This window comes from Allocoprococcus similis (assembly GCF_054660775.1).
The window spans coordinates 99,337-117,745 of record NZ_BAAHSG010000011.1 but is presented as its reverse complement, the minus strand read 5'-3'; the positions used below and the strand labels follow the sequence as shown (position 1 = coordinate 117,745).

Sequence of the window (18,409 nt, the reverse complement as noted above, 5' to 3'; positions counted from 1 at the left end):
GCACTTTTTTACACGTAAAGGGAATGTCCCAATAAGGACATTCCCTTTTCCCGTTAACGGCTTGTAATAACCTTATCAATCAATCCATATGCCAAAGCTTCTTCGGCAGTCTTCCAGTTATCTCTTTCCGTATCTGCACAAATTGTCTCATAACTCTGACCTGTATTTGCAGCCATCAATCTGTTCATTCTTTCTCTGATCTTCAGAATATGCTGTGCATTGATCTCAATCTCGGTTGCCTGACCCTGTGCACCGCCTGAAGGCTGGTGAATCATGATCTCTGCATTCGGAAGGGCATATCTCTTTCCCTTTGCTCCGCCTGCGAGAAGGAAAGCTCCCATACTTGCAGCCATTCCCATACACATCGTAGAGACGTCACATTTGATGTAATTCATAGTGTCGTAGATCGACATACCTGCTGAAATCGATCCGCCAGGACTGTTAATATAAAACTGGATATCCTTTTCCGGATCTTCTGCTTCCAGAAACAGCAGCTGCGCTACGATCAGGCTCGCTGATGCATCATTCACTTCGGTATCCAGGAAAATGATTCTGTCTTTTAAAAGTCTTGAATAAATGTCGTAAGAGCGTTCTCCACGGCTTGTCTGTTCAACGACATAAGGTACTAAACTACTCATGTAACACTCCTCCTGCTATATTAAAGTATGAAACAGATACTTATTTTTCTACGGCATTGTCAACTACAAATGTAATTGCTTCCTGAACTGCCATATCCTGCTTCATCTGTTCTTTTTCTTTGTCGCCCATGAAGCTCTTAAGCTTGTCAGCTTCCATCTGGTAAGCTTCTGCCATCTTAGCGATCTCTTCGTCTAATTTTTCATCTGTGATTTCGATGTTTTCTGCTTTTGCAATTGCTTCAAGAACAAGTCTTGTCTTGATTCTCTTCTCAGCCTGCGGACGAAGTTCATCCATCATCTTGTCAGCTGTCATGCCTGTGAACTGCATGTACTGGTCAAGAGTCAGTCCCTGCTGCTGCATTCTCTGAGCGAATTCATCAAGCATCTGTCTTGCCTGTGTATCAACCATAGCTTCCGGAAGATCCATCTTAGCTGATTCGATGATCGCATCTACAGCTGCATCTTCCTGTGCTCTCTTACCATCGTTTACTTTCTGCTCTTTGATCTTAGCTTTGATATCAGTTTTTAATTCATCAAGAGTATCGAATTCTGATACTTCTGAAGCAAATTCATCATCAAGCTCCGGAAGTTCTTTTGCTTTGATCTCATGAACTGTGCATTTGAATACAGCTTCTTTTCCTTTGAGGTCTTCTGCATGGTAATCTTCCGGGAATGTAACCTTAACTTCAACTTCTTTTTCCGGTTCTGCACCGATCAGCTGTTCTTCAAATCCCGGAATGAAAGATCCTGAACCGATTGTCAGCGGATAATTTTCTCCCTTTCCGCCTTCAAAAGCTTCTCCGTCTACAAATCCTTCAAAGTCAAGAACAACTTCGTCTTTATCCTGTACCGGACGTCCTTCTACTGTGATTGTTCTTGCGTTCTTAAGCTGTTCTTCCTCAAGCTTAGCGTCGATTTCTTTCTGTGTTACGCGGTTAGAATATTTCGGAACTTCGATTCCTTTGTATTCGCCAAGTTCTACTTCCGGCTTTGTAGCTACTTCAGCTGTGAAGATGAACGGTTTTCCTTTTTCGATCTGTGTTACATCGATCTTCGGCTGAGATACGATCTCAAGTCCGCTTTCATCGTATGCTTTTGAATATGCTTCCGGAATCAGAGCGTTTGCTGCATCATCATAGAAGATTTCCGGTCCATACATCTTTTCGATGAGCTGGCGCGGAACTTTTCCTTTACGGAATCCAGGAACATTGATTCTGCCTTTCTGCTTCTGGTATGCTTTCTGAAGTGCTCCTTCTAATTCTTCTGCTGAAACTTCGATTGTGAGTTTCGCCATATTGTGTTCTAACTGTTCAACTTGTAAACTCATTACCATTTCCTCCTAAATTTACATATGCAAAAAGTCGACAGACTTATCTACATTACAATCATTTTACAAGTATAGCACAACTTCTACAGTTTATCAAGCTCTAAAATTCGTTCTATAAAGCCATTTAATTCCTCATCACCGATCGACCAGGTATTCCGCCCTTTTTGCGTCACGGTAAAGATATATTCCTGCTTCTCTCCATACTGCATATCGAGATAAGAACTTCTTAAAAGGCTGTATGCACCGGTCATATAATCCAGCACCATTGCCTCTTTGATTTCTTCATCTGTTCCGCTGTACTTTCCTGCATCTTTGTCTGCCTGGATCTTCTCGGACTCTTCCTTCAGCTTCGGCATGAAGCGGGTAAATACATCCACCGGCTGGTACTTTACTGTCACCTCACAGGTCTTACTCCCCGTTTTTTTCACACCACTTACCTGATAACGGACGGAACTAAAGATCTCTTTGATCAATACACCATATGTCTCAGAAAAGTCATTTTCCGTCTCCACACCATTTAGCAGATAGTCTTGGACAAAAGCATTGATCCCGTTCTCATAGACCTTCTTCAGATCGCTGTCTGATGCTCCGAGGATTTCCTTTGCTTCCTGGGTTTGTCCCTGAAAAGTCAGATCCAGGTTCGCCTGCACATATTTTTCTGCCTTTCCTTCATTGATCCCACATCCGGCAAGCAGTGTGACCAAAAGCAGCACTGCCAGAAACTCACTGCCTGCTTTTCTCTTTTTCCGGAAACTATCGTTCATAGACTACCTGCCTTGAAATGGTATCTGCGCTTTCTTTATCCCGCAGCTCTCTGATCAGCGCAAGTGCAAAATCAATCGCGGTTCCAAGTCCCCGGCTGGTTGTGATATGTCCATCTGTCACTGCCGACTGACAGGTAACTTCCGCTCCGGTAAGTCCTTCTTCCATTCCCGGATAGCAGATTGCCTTCTTTCCTTTCAGGATTCCCATCCCGCCAAATACGGTCGGTGCCGCACAGATTGCAGCCAGATATTTTTTCTCTTCATTATGTTTTAAGATCAGCTCTTCAAGACCTTTGTGTTCTTTTAAATGGATTGTTCCCGGCATCCCTCCCGGAAGTACCAGCATCTTCACCTCTGAAAAATCTGTATTTTCAAACAGGCTGTCTGCTTTTACTATAATTCCGTGTGCCCCCCGGATCTCTTCCCGTCCCATGATGGAAACGGTTCTGGTCTCAATCCCGGCTCTTCTTAAAAGATCAACAACCGTAAGTCCTTCAATCTCTTCAAATCCATCTGCAAGAAATACACATACTTCACTCATAATCCTGTCCATCCTTTCTTTTTCCTGATGTTCCCCATTGTAACAGAAGCCTGCAAAAATGGCAACTTTCTGCCTTGTCTCCCCTGAAAAACTCCGCTATACTGTTAATGAACGTATAAGGAGGACTTTCCCATGGAAATCGAACGCAAATATCTGATCCATAAGCTTCCGGATCACCTTGAGGCTTATCCTCACCGCACACTTGAGCAGGCTTATCTCTGCACCGAACCGGTTGTCCGTGTCCGCAGGGATGCTGATGACTACATCCTGACCTACAAATCCAAAGGTCTGATGATGCGTGAAGAATACAATCTTCCTCTTACCAAGGAAGCCTACCACCATCTGCTCGAAAAGGCAGACGGACGCATTATCACAAAAGAGCGCTACTGCATCCCTTACGGAGATCATCTCATGATCGAGCTTGATGTCTTCGCCGGTGATCTCGCCCCGCTGCTCCTTGCCGAAGTCGAATTTTCTTCCGAAGAAGAGGCCAATTCCTTTACCCCGCCGGACTGGTTCGGTGAGGATGTCACCTTTTCCAGCAAATATCATAACAGTACACTGAGTCAGAAAAAGGATTGAGAAATTTCCCAATCCTTTTTTCTTCCGCAAATGCACCATCCGGTACATTTACGACCACATTCTTTTTATTAGTCTTCCAGACCAAATCCGTCATGGATTGCAACCAATGCACGGTCTGCATCTTTTTCATCGATCAGAACCGTGATACGGATCTCTGATGTAGAAATCATATTGATATTGATATTGGAATTGCTAAGTGACTCAAACATGGTCGCAGCAACACCCGGATTGCTGAGCATTCCGGCTCCTACGATCGATACCTTTGCAACTTTTTCGTTGTAATTCATCTCTCTGATCGTAAGGGCTTCTTTTCTGGCTTCCAGAACTTCCATTGCCTCTTTAAGATCATCCTGTGATACAGTAAATGTAATGTCTTTTGTTCCGTCACGTCCAACTGACTGAAGAATAATATCTACGTTAATATTATGCTTTGCAAGTGTATTGAAAATCTTAAATGCAGTACCTGGTTTGTCTTCTACACCCATTACTGAAATTCTCGCTGTATTTTTATCTGCCGCAACGCCGGTAATTAACATTTTTTCCACCTTTGCTACCTCCTTGACCAGGGTTCCTTCTTCTGTGTTCAGGCTGGAACGTACAACCAGCTCAACCCCGTATTTTTTCGCCATCTCTACAGAACGATTATGTAAAACCTTTGCCCCTGATGTTGCGAGCTCCAGCATCTCATCGTAGGTGATCTCTTCGATTTTACGCGCATTCGGTACCACTCTCGGGTCTGCAGTGTAAACACCGTCTACGTCTGTATAGATCTCACATTTGTCTGCATGCATTGCAGCCGCAAGTGCCACAGCTGTCGTATCGGATCCACCTCTTCCAAGTGTGGTATAGTCTCCATAATGGTTGACTCCCTGGAATCCGGTTACGATCACGACCTTGCGGTTCTCCAGTTCGTGGGTGATACGGTCTGTATCCACTCTTTTAAATCTCGCATTTCCGTTCCGCGCCGTAGAATGCATCTTTACCTGGAATGCATTCAACGAGATTGCCGGAACATTCAAAAACTGAAGTGCCATTGCCATCAGTGCTACAGATACCTGTTCTCCCGTGGTAAGGAGCATATCAAGTTCTCGTTTTGATGGGTACGGATTGATCTCGGCCGCCTTCTCAAGCAGTTCATCTGTTGTATCTCCCATTGCGGAGAGAACAACGATCACATCATTCCCCATCTGATACTCTTCTGCGCAGCGTCTTGCTACATTAAAGATCCGCTCTTTATCTGCAACTGAACTGCCGCCAAATTTCTTAACTACTAGCATAATTTCCTCCTACAGTTCCTGCATTTTTAGACTTCTTCTTCTACTCTTATCATATGCAGGATTTCCGGATAAGCTTTTGCTTTTTCCTCGTATTCTCCCTCGGTCATCACCGGTGTGACAAAACCAAATTCTCCATTGACTCCTGCCTCTACAAATCTGACTTCACCAAAATCATTGCCGATTCGTTCTTTGAACGCATCCACATTTCCACGGATTCGCACCAGGAACTTCTTGCTGGTCTTGCTTCTGTCTTCCAATGTAAGCTTTTCTTCGCTCCAGAAATTCATGATATCTCTGCCCTGATTCTGTACAACTGCCACAATGTCAGCCACAACCGCACTCGCAGTCGGAAGCTTTCCTGCCCCACTTCCGTAGAACATCGCATCTCCCAGCATATTCCCCTTTACAAATACGGCATTAAATACACCGTTCACACTGTAAAGCGGATGTTCTGCATGAAGAAGCACCGGTGCAACTCCCGCATAAAGAGTTCCATCCACATGCTTACATTCAGCAAGAAGTTTGATATTCATTCCCAGAGCCTTTGCATACTGCATATCTTCTGTTGTGATCTTTGTAATACCTTCGGTATAAATTTCTTCAAAATCTACATATTTTCCTGAGATGATCGATGCAAGGATCGCGATTTTCCGGCATGCATCCTGTCCTTCCACATCAGCAGTCGGATCTGCCTCTGCAAATCCATTCTTCTGTGCTTCACGGAGAACCTCTTCATAGTTCGCTCCCTCATAGAACATCCTGGTCATCATGTAATTGGTTGTTCCGTTCAGGATTCCTGCGATTTCTTCGATTTCATCACCTGTCAGGGATGATCCAAGTGCCCGGAGGATCGGAATCCCCCCTCCCACACTTGCTTCAAAAAGGAAATTCACATTCTTTTCCCGTGCTGTTTTAAGAAGCGCGGATCCATGTTTGGCAACCAACGCCTTATTGGATGTCACGACACTTTTTCCTGCTTCCAGTGCTTTTCTGACAAAGGTATTCGCCGGTTCCACACCGCCCATCACTTCTACTACAATTCCAATCTCCGGATCATTCAGGATAATCTCATAATCATGAACAATCTTTTCCTGGATCTTATCTCCCGGGAAATCCCTCAGATCCAGCACATATTCAACTTCAATTTCTTCTTTTGCCCGTGACGCGATCAGCTTCTGATTTACATCCAGAACCTCTACCACACCAGAACCTACGGTACCATAACCCAATACTGCAATCTTCATCTTTTTGTCTACTCCCTGCCTACGATTTTCAAATAATGCACACCTGAATGCTGTTCAATCTCTTCCACCATCTCCGACAGATTCTTTGTTGTCTGCAGCACCTCCACACTGAGCGTCAGTGTTGCCACCCCGTTGATCGGAATACTCTGGTGAATGGTCAGGATATTCGCCTGATACCTTGCCACCGCGTTTAAAAGCTCTGCCATAACTCCCGGTGTATCATCAAGCTGAATAACCATCGTAACAGTCCTTCCTTTTTCATTTTCGTGAAATGGGAAAATATCATCCTTATATTTATAGAAAGAACTTCTGCTGATACCGATCTCTTCTGTCGCTTCCTGAATCGTCATTCCACGTCTGGTTGCGAGCAGTCTCTTTGTCTCGACAACCTTTATGAGCACCTCCGGCACTGCTTTTTTCTTTACCACATAGTACTTTGTATTATCCATTGTTACTCCTCTGTTTCAGATAAGCATTGATAAATGGATCCAGCTCCCCATCCAGAACTGCACTTACATTTCCGGTCTCTTCTCCGGTACGGTGATCCTTGACCAGATTGTAAGGATGTAAAATATAGGATCGGATCTGGCTTCCAAAATTGATATCCTGGACTTCCCCCCGGATGCCGGATACCTTTTCTTCCTGCTCCTGCTTTTTCAAAAGATACAGCTTGGCTTTCAACATCTGCATCGCTTTGTCCTTATTAAAAAGCTGCGAACGTTCATTCTGACACTGCACTACGATTCCTGTCGGAAGATGCGTAATCCGCACCGCAGACGAAGTCTTGTTGATATGCTGTCCTCCGGCTCCGCTCGAACGGTAGGTATCGATCCGCAGGTCGTCATCATTCAGCTCAATGTCAATATCATCTTCAATATCCGGTATCACATCACAGGATGCAAAAGATGTCTGCCTCTTGCCTGCTGAATTGAACGGAGAAATACGCACCAGACGGTGCACTCCCTTTTCTGACTGAAAATAGCCATATGCATTATCTCCCGTTACTTCAAACGTGATTCCTTTCAGTCCGGTAATATCTCCGTCCTGATAGTCCAGCACGGTTATCTGAAATCCTTTTGACTGTGCATATCTTGTATACATACGATACAGCATATTTGCCCAGTCACAGCTGTCTGTTCCTCCGGCTCCTGCATGCAGTGTCACGATCGCATTGCAGGAATCATATTCCCCGGAAAGAAGTGTCCGGATCCTGAGATCTTCAAATTCTTTTTCAAATTTAGAGATCTCACGCTGGATCTCTTTGATCATCTCCCGGTCTTCTTCCTCTTCCGTAAGTTCGATCAGTGCATTGATATCTTCATATGAACTTTCCAGATCCTGGACCTCCTTCACACAGTCCTGCATTTTCCGGAGTTCCTTCATGATCCTCTGTGAAAGCTCTGTCTTGTCCCAGAACCCTGGTTCTTCTATCTTTCTTTCCAGCTCTTCAATCCGTTTTTCTTTGCCTGCCAGGTCAAAGTGAATCCCTCATTTCCTTCAGGGGTTCTTCATACGCATTTAATGTCTGCTTAAATCCGTCTAATTCAACCACTGTATCACCTCAAATCTCATAAAATTATATAAAAACCCAAACTGTCGTATTTTATTTTCTTCCGCAGCACTGTTTGTATTTCTTGCCGCTTCCACACGGGCATGGATCATTTGGATATATCTTTTTCTCGGCACGTACCTTTGGTCCCTTTGCAACACTGTCATCTTTATTGGTACCGGTTACTTTTGCAACCTGTTCTCTTTCAACCTTCTGTTCTACATTGACATGGAAGAGAAGTCTGACTGTATCCACTTCGATTGCACGTGTCATTTCACCGAACATATCATATCCGATCATCTTGTATTCAACCAGAGGATCTCTCTGTCCGTAAGCCTGCAGACCGATTCCCTGACGTAACTGATCCATATCATCAATGTGATCCATCCATTTTGCATCGATCACACGCAGAAGGAACACACGCTCTACCTCACGCAGATGCTCTGCTTCCGGGAACTGTGCTTCTTTTTCTTCATATGCTTTTGCAGCACGTTCTTTCAGGAGATGCTTGATCTCTTTTGGCTCTTTATCCTTTGCATCTTCCTCCGTAACCGGCGGAAGCGTTGGAATCACATCCAGAAGGTCTCGGTTCATTGCTCCAAGATCCCATTCTTCAAAATCCTGTTCCTCGGAAAGATTGGCATCGACGGTATTTTCCACAAAATCTGTGATCATATGGAAGATAGAATCTCTCATATTCTCACCGTCAAGGACTCTGCGTCTTTCATCATAGATGATCTCTCTCTGTTCATTCATTACCTGGTCATATTCAAGCAGATTCTTACGAATACCAAAGTTGTTGCTCTCAATCTTCTTCTGAGCCTTCTCAATCGCACTTGAAAGCATCTTGTGCTCGATCTGTTCTCCTTCTTCTACTCCAAGCTTGGTAAATACATCCATCAGTCTCTCGGAACCAAACAGACGCATCAGGTCATCCTCCAGAGAGATATAGAATCTGGATTCTCCCGGATCGCCCTGACGTCCGGCACGTCCACGCAGCTGGTTGTCAATACGGCGGGACTCATGACGTTCTGTACCGATGATCTTCAGTCCGCCGGCTGCTCTTGATTCTTCATCAAGCTTGATATCTGTACCACGGCCTGCCATGTTGGTTGCGATCGTAACAGCCCCATGCTGTCCTGCCTGTGCAACGATCTCAGCCTCCAGTTCATGGAACTTGGCATTCAGTACATTATGTTTTACGCCGCGTTTACTGAGCATCTTACTGAGGAGCTCGGAAGTTTCGATCGTGATCGTACCAACCAGAACCGGCTGTTCTTTTTCATGTGCTTCACAGATCGCATCAATAACTGCGTTAAATTTCTCTTTCTTTGATTTGTAAACAGCATCCTCCAAGTCAATTCTCTGTACCGGAACATTCGTCGGAATCTCAATAACGTCCATTCCGTAAATGTCACGGAACTCCTGTTCCTCGGTAAGGGCTGTACCTGTCATACCGGATTTCTTCTCATATTTATTAAATAAATTCTGGAATGTAATGGTAGCCAGAGTCTTGCTTTCTCTCTTGACCTTTACATGCTCTTTTGCTTCGATTGCCTGATGAAGTCCGTCAGAATAACGGCGTCCCGGCATGATACGTCCGGTAAATTCATCAACGATCAGAACCTCATCATCTTTTACTACATAATCCTGGTCACGGAACATCAGATTATGTGCACGCAGTGCCAGAATGATGTTGTGCTGGATCTCCAGATTCTCCGGATCAGCAAGGTTCTCAATATGGAAGAACTTCTCAACCTTCTTCACACCGTCTTCGGTCAGGTTGATGTTCTTTTCTTTTTCATTGACAATGAAGTCTCCGGTCTCTTCGATCTCTTCTCCCATGATCGCATTCATCTTGGAGAATTCCCCGCTTGCCTCACCTCTCTCCAGCTGTCTTGCCAGAATATCACATGCTTCGTAAAGTCTGGTTGACTTTCCACTCTGCCCGGAAATGATAAGCGGTGTTCTTGCTTCATCAATAAGAACGGAATCGACCTCATCGATGATCGCATATTTCATTCCACGCTGTACCAGCTGTTCTTTATAGATGACCATGTTATCACGCAGATAATCAAAACCAAGTTCATTGTTGGTGACATAAGTAATATCGCAATTGTACTGTTCTCTACGTTCGTCATTATCCATCTGGTTCAGGACAACTCCGACAGTCAGTCCCAGAAATTCATGGACTTTTCCCATCCACTCGGCATCACGCTTTGCCAGATAGTCATTGACTGTTACAATATGCACGCCTTCTCCGGTTAACGCATTTAAATAAGCCGGAAGAGTCGATACCAGGGTCTTACCTTCACCAGTTCTCATCTCAGCAATACGTCCCTGATGCAGGATGATACCACCGATCATCTGTACGCGGTAGTGGCGCATTCCAAGTACACGGACAGCTGCCTCTCTTACAACAGCAAACGCTTCCGGAAGAAGATCATCCAGTGTCTCTCCTTTTGCAAGCCTCTCCTTGAATTCTTTCGTCTTTTCTTTTAATTCCTCATCGGAGAGCTTCTGCATCTCCGGCTCCAGCGCATCAATATGATCCACGATCGGGTAGATCCGCTTCAATTCATGTTCGCTGTGCGTTCCAAATATCTTTTCAATAATTCCCATTTTATTAAGCTCCTTATATTCCTTGCTTATCACTTCTGTCTGAAGCGTTTTGCTTTTTTCCGCTATAGATAGACAGTATCCATTGTAACACCATTTCTTTTATTCTTCAATCAGTTTATTTCACCGCTTCTGTCAGCTTGGCATACGGAATCTTACCGCCAAAAAGGTCCAGTGCACTGCCGATCGTATAGTCCAGCTTTTTCCCACTGATCCGTACAAACTCCCGCAGATCCTCCATGCTTCCAATTCCGCCGGCATAGGTGATCGGAAGTCCGTTCCACTCTGCAAGCATCCTGACCAGATCCTCCTCTGTACCAGATGCTTTTCCTTCTACATCAACCCCGTGAACCAGAAATTCATCACACCATCCGGACAGCTCTTCCAGAACCTCCGGTATCAGTCTGAGCTCAGTAAATGTCTGCCATCTGTTGGTCACAATATAATAACTGTCCTCCCGCCTCCGGCAGCTGAGATCCAGTACCAAATGCTCTTTTCCTACTGCCTTTTTCAGCCGGTCCAGCCGGTCATACCGCACCTGTCCATCCTGAAATACATAGGATGTAACGATCACATGACTTGCTCCTTCCTCCAGATACTCTGCAGCATTTTCTGCAGTAATCCCTCCGCCGATCTGCATTCCGCCCGGGTAGGCATGTAGTGCTTTCAGCGCCTGCGCCTTTGTCGCATCATAGTATTCCGACGACGGCGGATTCAGCAAAATAATATGTCCTCCGGTAAGTCCGTCTTTCTTATACATTGTCGCATAATAGTCTGCATCCTGTCTGGATATGTAATTTTCTACCGCTGCATTTCCCGCATCCTTCAGGCTGCCACCCACAATCTGCTTGACTGCACCGTTATGAATATCTATACATGGTCGAAATTTCATGAAGTCCTCCGTTTTTTCTGTTGATCTCGTCTTTGCATACCGTCATATTGTATCACACCCACGGACACTTTACCACCTTTTGTCTGCAAAAAAGGCAAGACTTTTCCGCAAAGTCTTGCCTTTTCCCTATTCCTGACCATCTATTGTATGATTATCATTTACATTCCGGTCATCTGTCCTGTTTCTGGTCATATCATCGACTCCGTCTTCCACATCATCCACTACATCGTCAACACCATCTCCGATATCGTTTGTGACATCATTTACCGTTCCGTTCTGATTTGTTCCACCAGTATTCGTATCCGGATTTGCAGCGTTATCACCATTTCCACACGCTGTAATTCCTCCCATCAGCATCACACAGGTAAAAACCAGAGCCATTCTTTTTAGATATTGCATGTTGTAATTCTCCTTTTTCTGTAAAATACTTGTACTATTACTATCCGCAGAAAAAGGATTTTTATACTTATTTTTAAATTTTTTCGATGATCTGACCACTTCTGTAAGCATCCAGCAATGCCTCCAGATCCCGGATCCGTTCCTTCAGTGCTTTTCCAACATCAGTATCTCCTACCGTCTTGCGTTCGAGCGTCCGCTTTACGATCACACTGTCCGAATGGATATCTCTTTCTTTTTCAATAGCTGCCTCCGTCGACTCAAACGGGTCATGTGCCGCAAGGATCAGTCCATAGGAATTATAGATCAGTGTGTATCCTGCAATTCCGGTTTCTTTCTGGTACGCTTTTGAAAATCCACCATCAATAACAAGCACTTTTCCGCCACATTTGACCGGATTCTCTCCATTTTTCGTTTTCACCGGAACATGTCCGTTGATGATATGGGAAATCTCTCTGTCCAGACCAAATTCATCCAGGATTCCGTTCATCACATTTTCATCTTCAAGAAGTAGATAATACGCATTCTTTTTCTCTTTCCACAGCTCCTTTTCTGCAAGGAAATAACGCTCAAAGGTCGCCATTTTATCTTTGCCAAAAAGAGGAGAATTCGCACCCTGCCAGATATACCACATCAGGTCACGCCCTTTTTTCTTTTCATCCGGATCTACCGCAAAAAATCCTTTTCTCACATAGGACTCCATCACATCATAAAGTGCCCTTCCCTGATAGCTTTTACCGTATATCTTTACCTTTCTGAGTGATCCGTCATCATTCAGCGGAACACAGCCGTGATACAGCAGATTGGAATTGTAAATCTTGTAAAGACTTCCTTTGTTCAAAAGGAAACGCATATGCCGCTGCAGTTTTTCACAGCTCTGGAACGCTTTCACCAGGCGGTTCATGATCTCTTCTTCCTCAGCAGAAAGCTGATATGGATTCTTCGGATCTATGGTCGGAAAATAATCATCCAGAAGCTGATAGATTTTTCCTTCTATCGTTATGGTCCCTTCCTCGTAGTTGATCTTATCCAGAAAGTTTCTTCTCTGGAAACCAAATTCCGGATAAAGCTCTGCTGCCAGTCCTTCTACTTTGAACTGAATAACAGAAATTGCCTTGTGCATTTTCATATTCAGTTCCAGCTCCTGTGGTTTGCAGTTGTCCTGCCCTTTTAATAAAAAGCACTCACACGGATCTTTTGCATACTGTTTCCATGCGAAAGTTGCAAGTGGAAGCAGATTGATCCCATATCCATCCTCCAGAATATCCAGATTCCCATAGCGGGCACAGATACGGATCACATTCGCAATACAGCATTTCTGCCCTGCTGCCGCTCCCATCCACAGGATATCATGATTCCCCCACTGGATGTCCACCGAATGGTACTCCATCAGCTTGTCCATGATCAGATGTGGTCCCGGACCTCTGTCGTAAATATCACCGACAATATGCAGGTGATCCACAACCAGACGCTGGATCAGTTCACATAAAGCTACAATAAATTCCTCCGCTCGTCCGATCTGGATAATTGTACTGATGATCGAATTATAATATGATTCCTTATCTGTCATTCCTGACTTTTCTGTGATCAGTTCCTCGATCACATATGCAAAATCCTTCGGGAGCGCTTTTCTGACCTTCGATCTGGTATATTTGCTCGCCGAGCGTTTTGCTACCTCGATCAGACGGTACAGCATGATCTTGTACCAGTCATCCATATTCGGTTCTTCTTCCCGGATCCGCTCCATCTTCTCCCGCGGATAGTAGATCAAAGTTGCCAGTGTCTGCTTGTCCCTGCTGCTCATTGTGTTTGCAAATACATCATCGACCTTGCGCTTTACCGAACCCGATCCGTTCTTCAGCACATGTGCAAACGCTTCATATTCCCCGTGAATATCCGTCAGAAAATGTTCCGTTCCTTTTGGAAGATTCACGATTGCCTGCAAGTTAATAATTTCTGTGGACGCAGCTGCGATTGATGGAAATAATTCCGACAGCCCTTCCAGATATTTCTCCTCTAATGCTTTCATAACTTCCTCCCTCTTGTACAAAAGCTTTTTCTGCTTACAGTCCGATCACATCACTCATATCGTACATTCCTGCCGGTTTTCCGGCCAGGAATTTGGCAGCTTCTACTGCACCTTTTCCAAAAATTGCTTTTGAATATGCAGTGTGGTGGAATTCGATCACTTCATCTGCCCCCGCAAAGATGACGTCATGCTGTCCAACGATTGTGCCTCCACGTACTGCAACGATCCCGATTTCGTTTTTCTCACGTTTTTTTCGTTCATGGCTGCGGTCATAATTGTATACATACTGGTCAGCCATCGCTTCATTAATCGAATCCGCAAGTGCGATCGCTGTTCCACTTGGAGCATCAACTTTCTGATTATGATGTTTTTCAACAATTTCAATATCAAAGCCTGCCGGAGCAAGAACCTTTGCTGCATCCTTTAAAAGCTTCATCAGAAGATTGACTCCCAGCGACATATTTGCAGAGCGGAGAACTGCCACTTTTTCTCCTGCTTCTTTCACCTTTGCAAGCTGTTCCTCTGAAAGTCCTGTTGTGCACAGAACAACCGGAAGCGTTTTCTCCACACATACATCCAGAAGCTCATCAACTGCTGCTGCGTTTGAGAAATCAATAACAACATCTGCCTGCACATCACACTCTGCAAGGCTTGCAAATACCGGATATGGATTCTCGATTCCGGTAAATTTATCAATACCTGCCACGATCTCGATCACATCATCCTCCTTTATAAGTCCTGAGATCACCTGTCCCATTTTTCCGTTACATCCATGCATAATTGCCTTAACCATTTGTAGTCCTCCTTGTTATCTCTATGTTCTTGTGTATCTTTTCACAAATTCCTGTATAGCACAAAAGGAACTGATGGATACTCCAGTCAGTCCCTTTTCTCTATAATCTGACCCTTTATTATGCCAGTTTGATTCCAAATGCTTCCAGTTCTTTTGCAAGCTGTGCTGTATGTGCTTCTGTCATCTCTGTCAGAGGCATACGCAGCGGACCTGCCTGCCATCCCATCAGATTTAAAGCCTTTTTAACCGGAATCGGATTCACTTCACAGAATAACTTCTCGATCAGCGGAATCGCATCCAGCTGCATCTTACAGCTTCCCTTGACATCTCCTTCAAAGAACTTTGCACAGATGTCATGTGTATACTGCGGAGCCACATTCGCAAGAACCGAAATGACACCCTTTCCTCCAACAGAAAGGAGCGGTACGATCTGGTCATCATTGCCTGAATACAGATCGATCTTGCCATCTGTCAGCTGCATGATCTTTGAAATCTGGGAAATATTGCCTGATGCTTCTTTTACCGCAACAATATTCTCTATATTTTTATGTAAAGTCGCAACTGTCTCCGGAGCAATATTCACACCGGTACGGCTCGCCACACTGTAAAGGATGATTGGTGCTTTTGCTTCTTTTGCAACAGCGGTATAATGTGCGATCAGTCCGTCCTGTGTACATTTGTTATAATATGGTGTTACAAGCAGAAGTCCGTCTGCACCGTCTTCTACTGCCTCTTTTGACATCTGGATCGTTGTGTAGGTACTGTTGGAACCGGTACCTGCGATCACCGGGATTCTTCCCTTGACACGCTCGATCGCAAATTTGATGCATTCCATGTGCTCTTCTTCTGATAAAGTAGAAGATTCACCTGTTGTTCCGCAGATGATAATACTGTCGGTCCCATGTGTACAATGGTAGTCCAGCATTTCATCCAGTTTGTCATAATTTATACTCTCGTCCTCATGAAACGGCGTTACAAGTGCCACTCCTGATCCTGTAAATATAGCCATAATATTCCTCCTGACATGTTGCTTTATGATACTAAACGATTAAAATAAGTTTAGCATTAAATGCAGGCACTGTCAATCAGAGTCTTTTCCAGTTTACTGACCGAAACTTCATAGGCAACCCTCTTTTCTGTCTCGGTATCTGAAATCCGTTTTACATATTCCCTGCTCTGGATCCTTCCCAGAATCTGTACATGCTCTCCCACTTCAAAGCCGGAGGCATATCTTGCATTTCTCCCCCAGCAGATACATGGAATATAATCAGATTTTCCATATGGGCGGTTAACCGCAAGCAAAAGATCTGCGATCTCCCTTCCAAGCGGTGTCTTCCGGTAGATCGGTTCCTTGCAGATATAGCCATCCAGCCAGATACTGTTGGTCTTGGTCCCGTCAGGTTCTTCTTCCATAAAGGAAATCTCCCGTACAAATACGGATAATACCAGACGGTTTTTCTGCTCTTCATGCCGGTTGTAAGAGCGGAACTGTCCATGCACCATAATATACTCTCCGGTATAATCCTGTGTCACGTCGATCAGTCTCTCTGAGATCATCAGCGGAATACGGTCTTCTGAATTGCTCAGTCTTTTCACTTCTACCTCTACCATATAAAAGCCTTCTCCGAAGACCTCATGGCTGAATGAAAATTCAGTTGCTACCTTTCCCATGATCGTTACCTGGTTATTTTCAATAATCTTATCTGACATAATAATGTAAATCTCCTTCCTCTTCGCAGGCGTATTTTACCGCGTTTTTACTCTTGATCACTATCTAATCTATGAAGCTTTTCCAGTTTTTAGAACAAAAAGTAAACTCTTTTTTTGCAGAAAGTCAAATTTTTTTCTTACTACTTGTAAATTTTTCAAAATGTGATAAACTATACGGGTTGTAACTTTAAATAGGTAATAAGAAGGGTTTTGAGAATATGAAGACAAAACGTGAAGACATTAGAAATATCGCTATCATCGCCCATGTTGACCATGGTAAAACAACATTAGTAGATGAACTTTTAAAACAGAGCGGTGTTTTCCGTGAAAATCAGGAAGTAGCCGAACGAGTAATGGATTCCAACGATATCGAACGTGAACGTGGAATTACCATTCTTTCCAAAAATACCGCAGTTGTTTATAAAAATACAAAGATCAATATCATTGACACTCCTGGACATGCCGATTTCGGTGGAGAAGTAGAACGTGTCCTTAAGATGGTCAACGGAGTGGTCCTTCTGGTTGACGCTTTTGAAGGTGCCATGCCACAGACCAAATTCGTTCTGAAAAAAGCACTTGCACTGAAGCTCCCGGTTATCGTATGTATCAACAAGATCGACCGTCCGGAAGCACGTCCGGATGAAGTTATCGATGAAGTCCTTGAGCTTCTCATCGATCTGGGCGCATCTGATGAACAGCTTGACTGCCCGTTCCTTTTTGCTTCTGCAAGAGACGGATATGCAACTTACAACATCGACGATGAACCGAAAGACATGGTTCCTCTGTTTGAGACCATCCTGGATTATATCCCGGCTCCGGAAGGAGATCCTGATGCAGGTACACAGATGCTGATCAGCACCATCGATTACAATGAATACGTTGGCCGTATCGGCGTCGGAAAAGTCGATAACGGAACTATTTCTGTCAACCAGGATGTAGTTGTTGTAAACCATCATGATCCGGACAAACAGAAAAAAGTAAAGATCAGCAAATTATATGAATTTGACGGTCTGAATAAAGTAGAAGTAAAAGAAGCAGGCATCGGTTCTATCGTTGCGATCTCAGGTATTGCAGATATTTCCATCGGTGATACGATCTGCTCGCCGGACAATCCGGTTCCGATCGAGTTCCAGAAGATTTCCGAGCCTACGATCGCAATGCAGTTCGTTGTCAACGACAGTCCGTTTGCAGGACAGGAAGGTAAATTCGTCACTTCCCGTCATCTCCGTGACCGTCTGTTCCGTGAACTGAATACAGACGTCAGCCTTCGTGTTGAAGAGACAGACAACACAGACAGCTTCAAAGTATCCGGACGTGGAGAGCTTCATCTTTCCGTCCTCGTTGAAAACATGCGCCGTGAAGGTTATGAATTCGCAGTCAGCAAAGCCGAAGTTCTTTACAAAAAAGACGAAAACGGCAAGAAGCTCGAGCCAATGGAAACCGTATACATTGATGTACCGGATGAATTTACAGGTACAGTTATCGATAAATTAAGCCAGAGAAAAGGCGAACTCCGCAACATGGGAATGTCTAATGGCGGATACACCCGTCTTGAATTCTCCATCCCGTCAAGAGGTCTGATCGGATATCGTGGAGAATTCCTGACCGATACAAAAGGTAACGGTATCATGAACACAGCCTTTGACTGCTACGCTCCGTATAAAGGAGATATCCAGTACAGAAGCCAGGGATCCCTGATCGCCTTCGAGACAGGCGAAGCTGTAGCTTACGGTCTGTTCAACGCACAGGATCGTGGGACACTCTTCATCGGACCTGGCGAAAAAGTTTACTCCGGTATGGTAATCGGTCAGAATGCGAAGACAGATGATATCGAACTGAATGTATGTAAGACCAAACACCTTACCAATACCCGTTCTTCAAGTGCTGACGAAGCCTTAAAGCTTACTCCGCCGAGAATCCTCAGTCTGGAAGAAGCCCTTGATTTCATCGATACCGATGAACTTCTGGAAGTCACACCGAAGAGCCTGCGTATCCGTAAAAAGATTCTGGATCCGAAACTCCGTAAGAGAAGCAATTTCCAGTAAAAA

At 44.4% G+C, this 18,409-nt stretch carries 17 protein-coding genes; 2 read left to right on the top strand and 15 right to left on the bottom strand.

What is annotated here, in order from left to right:
• Window positions 1-53: 53 nt before the first annotated feature.
• The 4 genes from clpP to ACYQ5K_RS06665 form a co-directional block, all read right to left on the bottom strand.
• A complete protein-coding gene (gene clpP / locus ACYQ5K_RS06680) occupies window positions 54-638 on the bottom strand; it encodes an ATP-dependent Clp endopeptidase proteolytic subunit ClpP (protein WP_008374523.1) in 585 nt (194 codons plus the stop codon).
• A 40-nt stretch (window positions 639-678) separates the two neighbouring features.
• A complete protein-coding gene (gene tig, locus ACYQ5K_RS06675; protein WP_173687645.1) occupies window positions 679-1,965 on the bottom strand; it encodes a trigger factor in 1,287 nt (428 codons plus the stop codon).
• Between the two features lie 83 nt (window positions 1,966-2,048).
• On the bottom strand, window positions 2,049-2,729 hold the full coding sequence (locus ACYQ5K_RS06670) for a hypothetical protein (RefSeq protein WP_459777394.1): 681 nt from the start codon (window positions 2,727-2,729) through the stop codon (window positions 2,049-2,051).
• Entirely contained in the window at window positions 2,719-3,270 is a 552-nt protein-coding gene (locus ACYQ5K_RS06665) for a DJ-1 family glyoxalase III (RefSeq protein ID WP_459777393.1), read from the bottom strand. Before ACYQ5K_RS06665 ends, ACYQ5K_RS06670 begins: the two co-directional genes overlap by 11 nt.
• A gap of 132 nt (window positions 3,271-3,402) precedes the next feature.
• On the opposite strand from ACYQ5K_RS06665, the gene ACYQ5K_RS06660 reads away from it, so the two are divergent.
• Window positions 3,403-3,852 carry a CYTH domain-containing protein gene (locus ACYQ5K_RS06660; RefSeq protein WP_173687648.1) on the top strand — a complete coding sequence of 150 codons (450 nt, stop codon included), beginning with the start codon at window positions 3,403-3,405 and terminating at the stop codon, window positions 3,850-3,852.
• Between the two features lie 68 nt (window positions 3,853-3,920).
• Here the strand turns inward: ACYQ5K_RS06660 and ACYQ5K_RS06655 are convergent, their stop codons facing one another.
• The 11 genes from ACYQ5K_RS06655 to ACYQ5K_RS06605 form a co-directional block, all read right to left on the bottom strand.
• The gene (locus ACYQ5K_RS06655) at window positions 3,921-5,129 is read right to left on the bottom strand and encodes an aspartate kinase (protein WP_173687649.1); all 1,209 of its coding nucleotides are present in this window, start codon (window positions 5,127-5,129) and stop codon (window positions 3,921-3,923) included.
• Between the two features lie 26 nt (window positions 5,130-5,155).
• Entirely contained in the window at window positions 5,156-6,373 is a 1,218-nt protein-coding gene (locus tag ACYQ5K_RS06650) for a homoserine dehydrogenase (protein ID WP_459777392.1), read from the bottom strand.
• Between the two features lie 8 nt (window positions 6,374-6,381).
• Window positions 6,382-6,822 carry an ACT domain-containing protein gene (locus tag ACYQ5K_RS06645; RefSeq protein WP_008374505.1) on the bottom strand — a complete coding sequence of 147 codons (441 nt, stop codon included), beginning with the start codon at window positions 6,820-6,822 and terminating at the stop codon, window positions 6,382-6,384.
• Window positions 6,815-7,925 (bottom strand): peptide chain release factor 2 gene (prfB, locus tag ACYQ5K_RS06640; protein WP_173687651.1). Its coding sequence is split into 2 segments (ribosomal slippage): window positions 6,815-7,849 and window positions 7,851-7,925, totalling 1,110 coding nucleotides; the frame shifts between segments, so codons are not numbered across the junction. Before prfB ends, ACYQ5K_RS06645 begins: the two co-directional genes overlap by 8 nt.
• 51 nt (window positions 7,926-7,976) lie before the next feature.
• On the bottom strand, window positions 7,977-10,544 hold the full coding sequence (gene secA, locus ACYQ5K_RS06635) for a preprotein translocase subunit SecA (protein ID WP_173687652.1): 2,568 nt from the start codon (window positions 10,542-10,544) through the stop codon (window positions 7,977-7,979).
• Between the two features lie 115 nt (window positions 10,545-10,659).
• Window positions 10,660-11,433 carry a phosphoribosylformimino-5-aminoimidazole carboxamide ribotide isomerase gene (gene hisA / locus ACYQ5K_RS06630; protein WP_459777391.1) on the bottom strand — a complete coding sequence of 258 codons (774 nt, stop codon included), beginning with the start codon at window positions 11,431-11,433 and terminating at the stop codon, window positions 10,660-10,662.
• A 126-nt stretch (window positions 11,434-11,559) separates the two neighbouring features.
• Window positions 11,560-11,832: a hypothetical protein gene (locus tag ACYQ5K_RS06625; protein WP_173687654.1), complete on the bottom strand. Its 273-nt coding sequence runs from the start codon at window positions 11,830-11,832 to the stop codon at window positions 11,560-11,562.
• Between the two features lie 73 nt (window positions 11,833-11,905).
• Entirely contained in the window at window positions 11,906-13,858 is a 1,953-nt protein-coding gene (locus ACYQ5K_RS06620) for a fructose-1,6-bisphosphatase (protein ID WP_173687655.1), read from the bottom strand.
• Between the two features lie 34 nt (window positions 13,859-13,892).
• On the bottom strand, window positions 13,893-14,651 hold the full coding sequence (gene dapB, locus ACYQ5K_RS06615) for a 4-hydroxy-tetrahydrodipicolinate reductase (RefSeq protein ID WP_173687656.1): 759 nt from the start codon (window positions 14,649-14,651) through the stop codon (window positions 13,893-13,895).
• Between the two features lie 118 nt (window positions 14,652-14,769).
• A complete protein-coding gene (gene dapA, locus ACYQ5K_RS06610; protein ID WP_173687657.1) occupies window positions 14,770-15,660 on the bottom strand; it encodes a 4-hydroxy-tetrahydrodipicolinate synthase in 891 nt (296 codons plus the stop codon).
• 56 nt (window positions 15,661-15,716) lie between these two features.
• On the bottom strand, window positions 15,717-16,361 hold the full coding sequence (locus ACYQ5K_RS06605; protein ID WP_173687658.1) for a single-stranded DNA-binding protein: 645 nt from the start codon (window positions 16,359-16,361) through the stop codon (window positions 15,717-15,719).
• A gap of 218 nt (window positions 16,362-16,579) precedes the next feature.
• On the opposite strand from ACYQ5K_RS06605, the gene typA reads away from it, so the two are divergent.
• A complete protein-coding gene (typA, locus tag ACYQ5K_RS06600) occupies window positions 16,580-18,406 on the top strand; it encodes a translational GTPase TypA (protein WP_173687659.1) in 1,827 nt (608 codons plus the stop codon).
• Window positions 18,407-18,409: the final 3 nt, after the last annotated feature.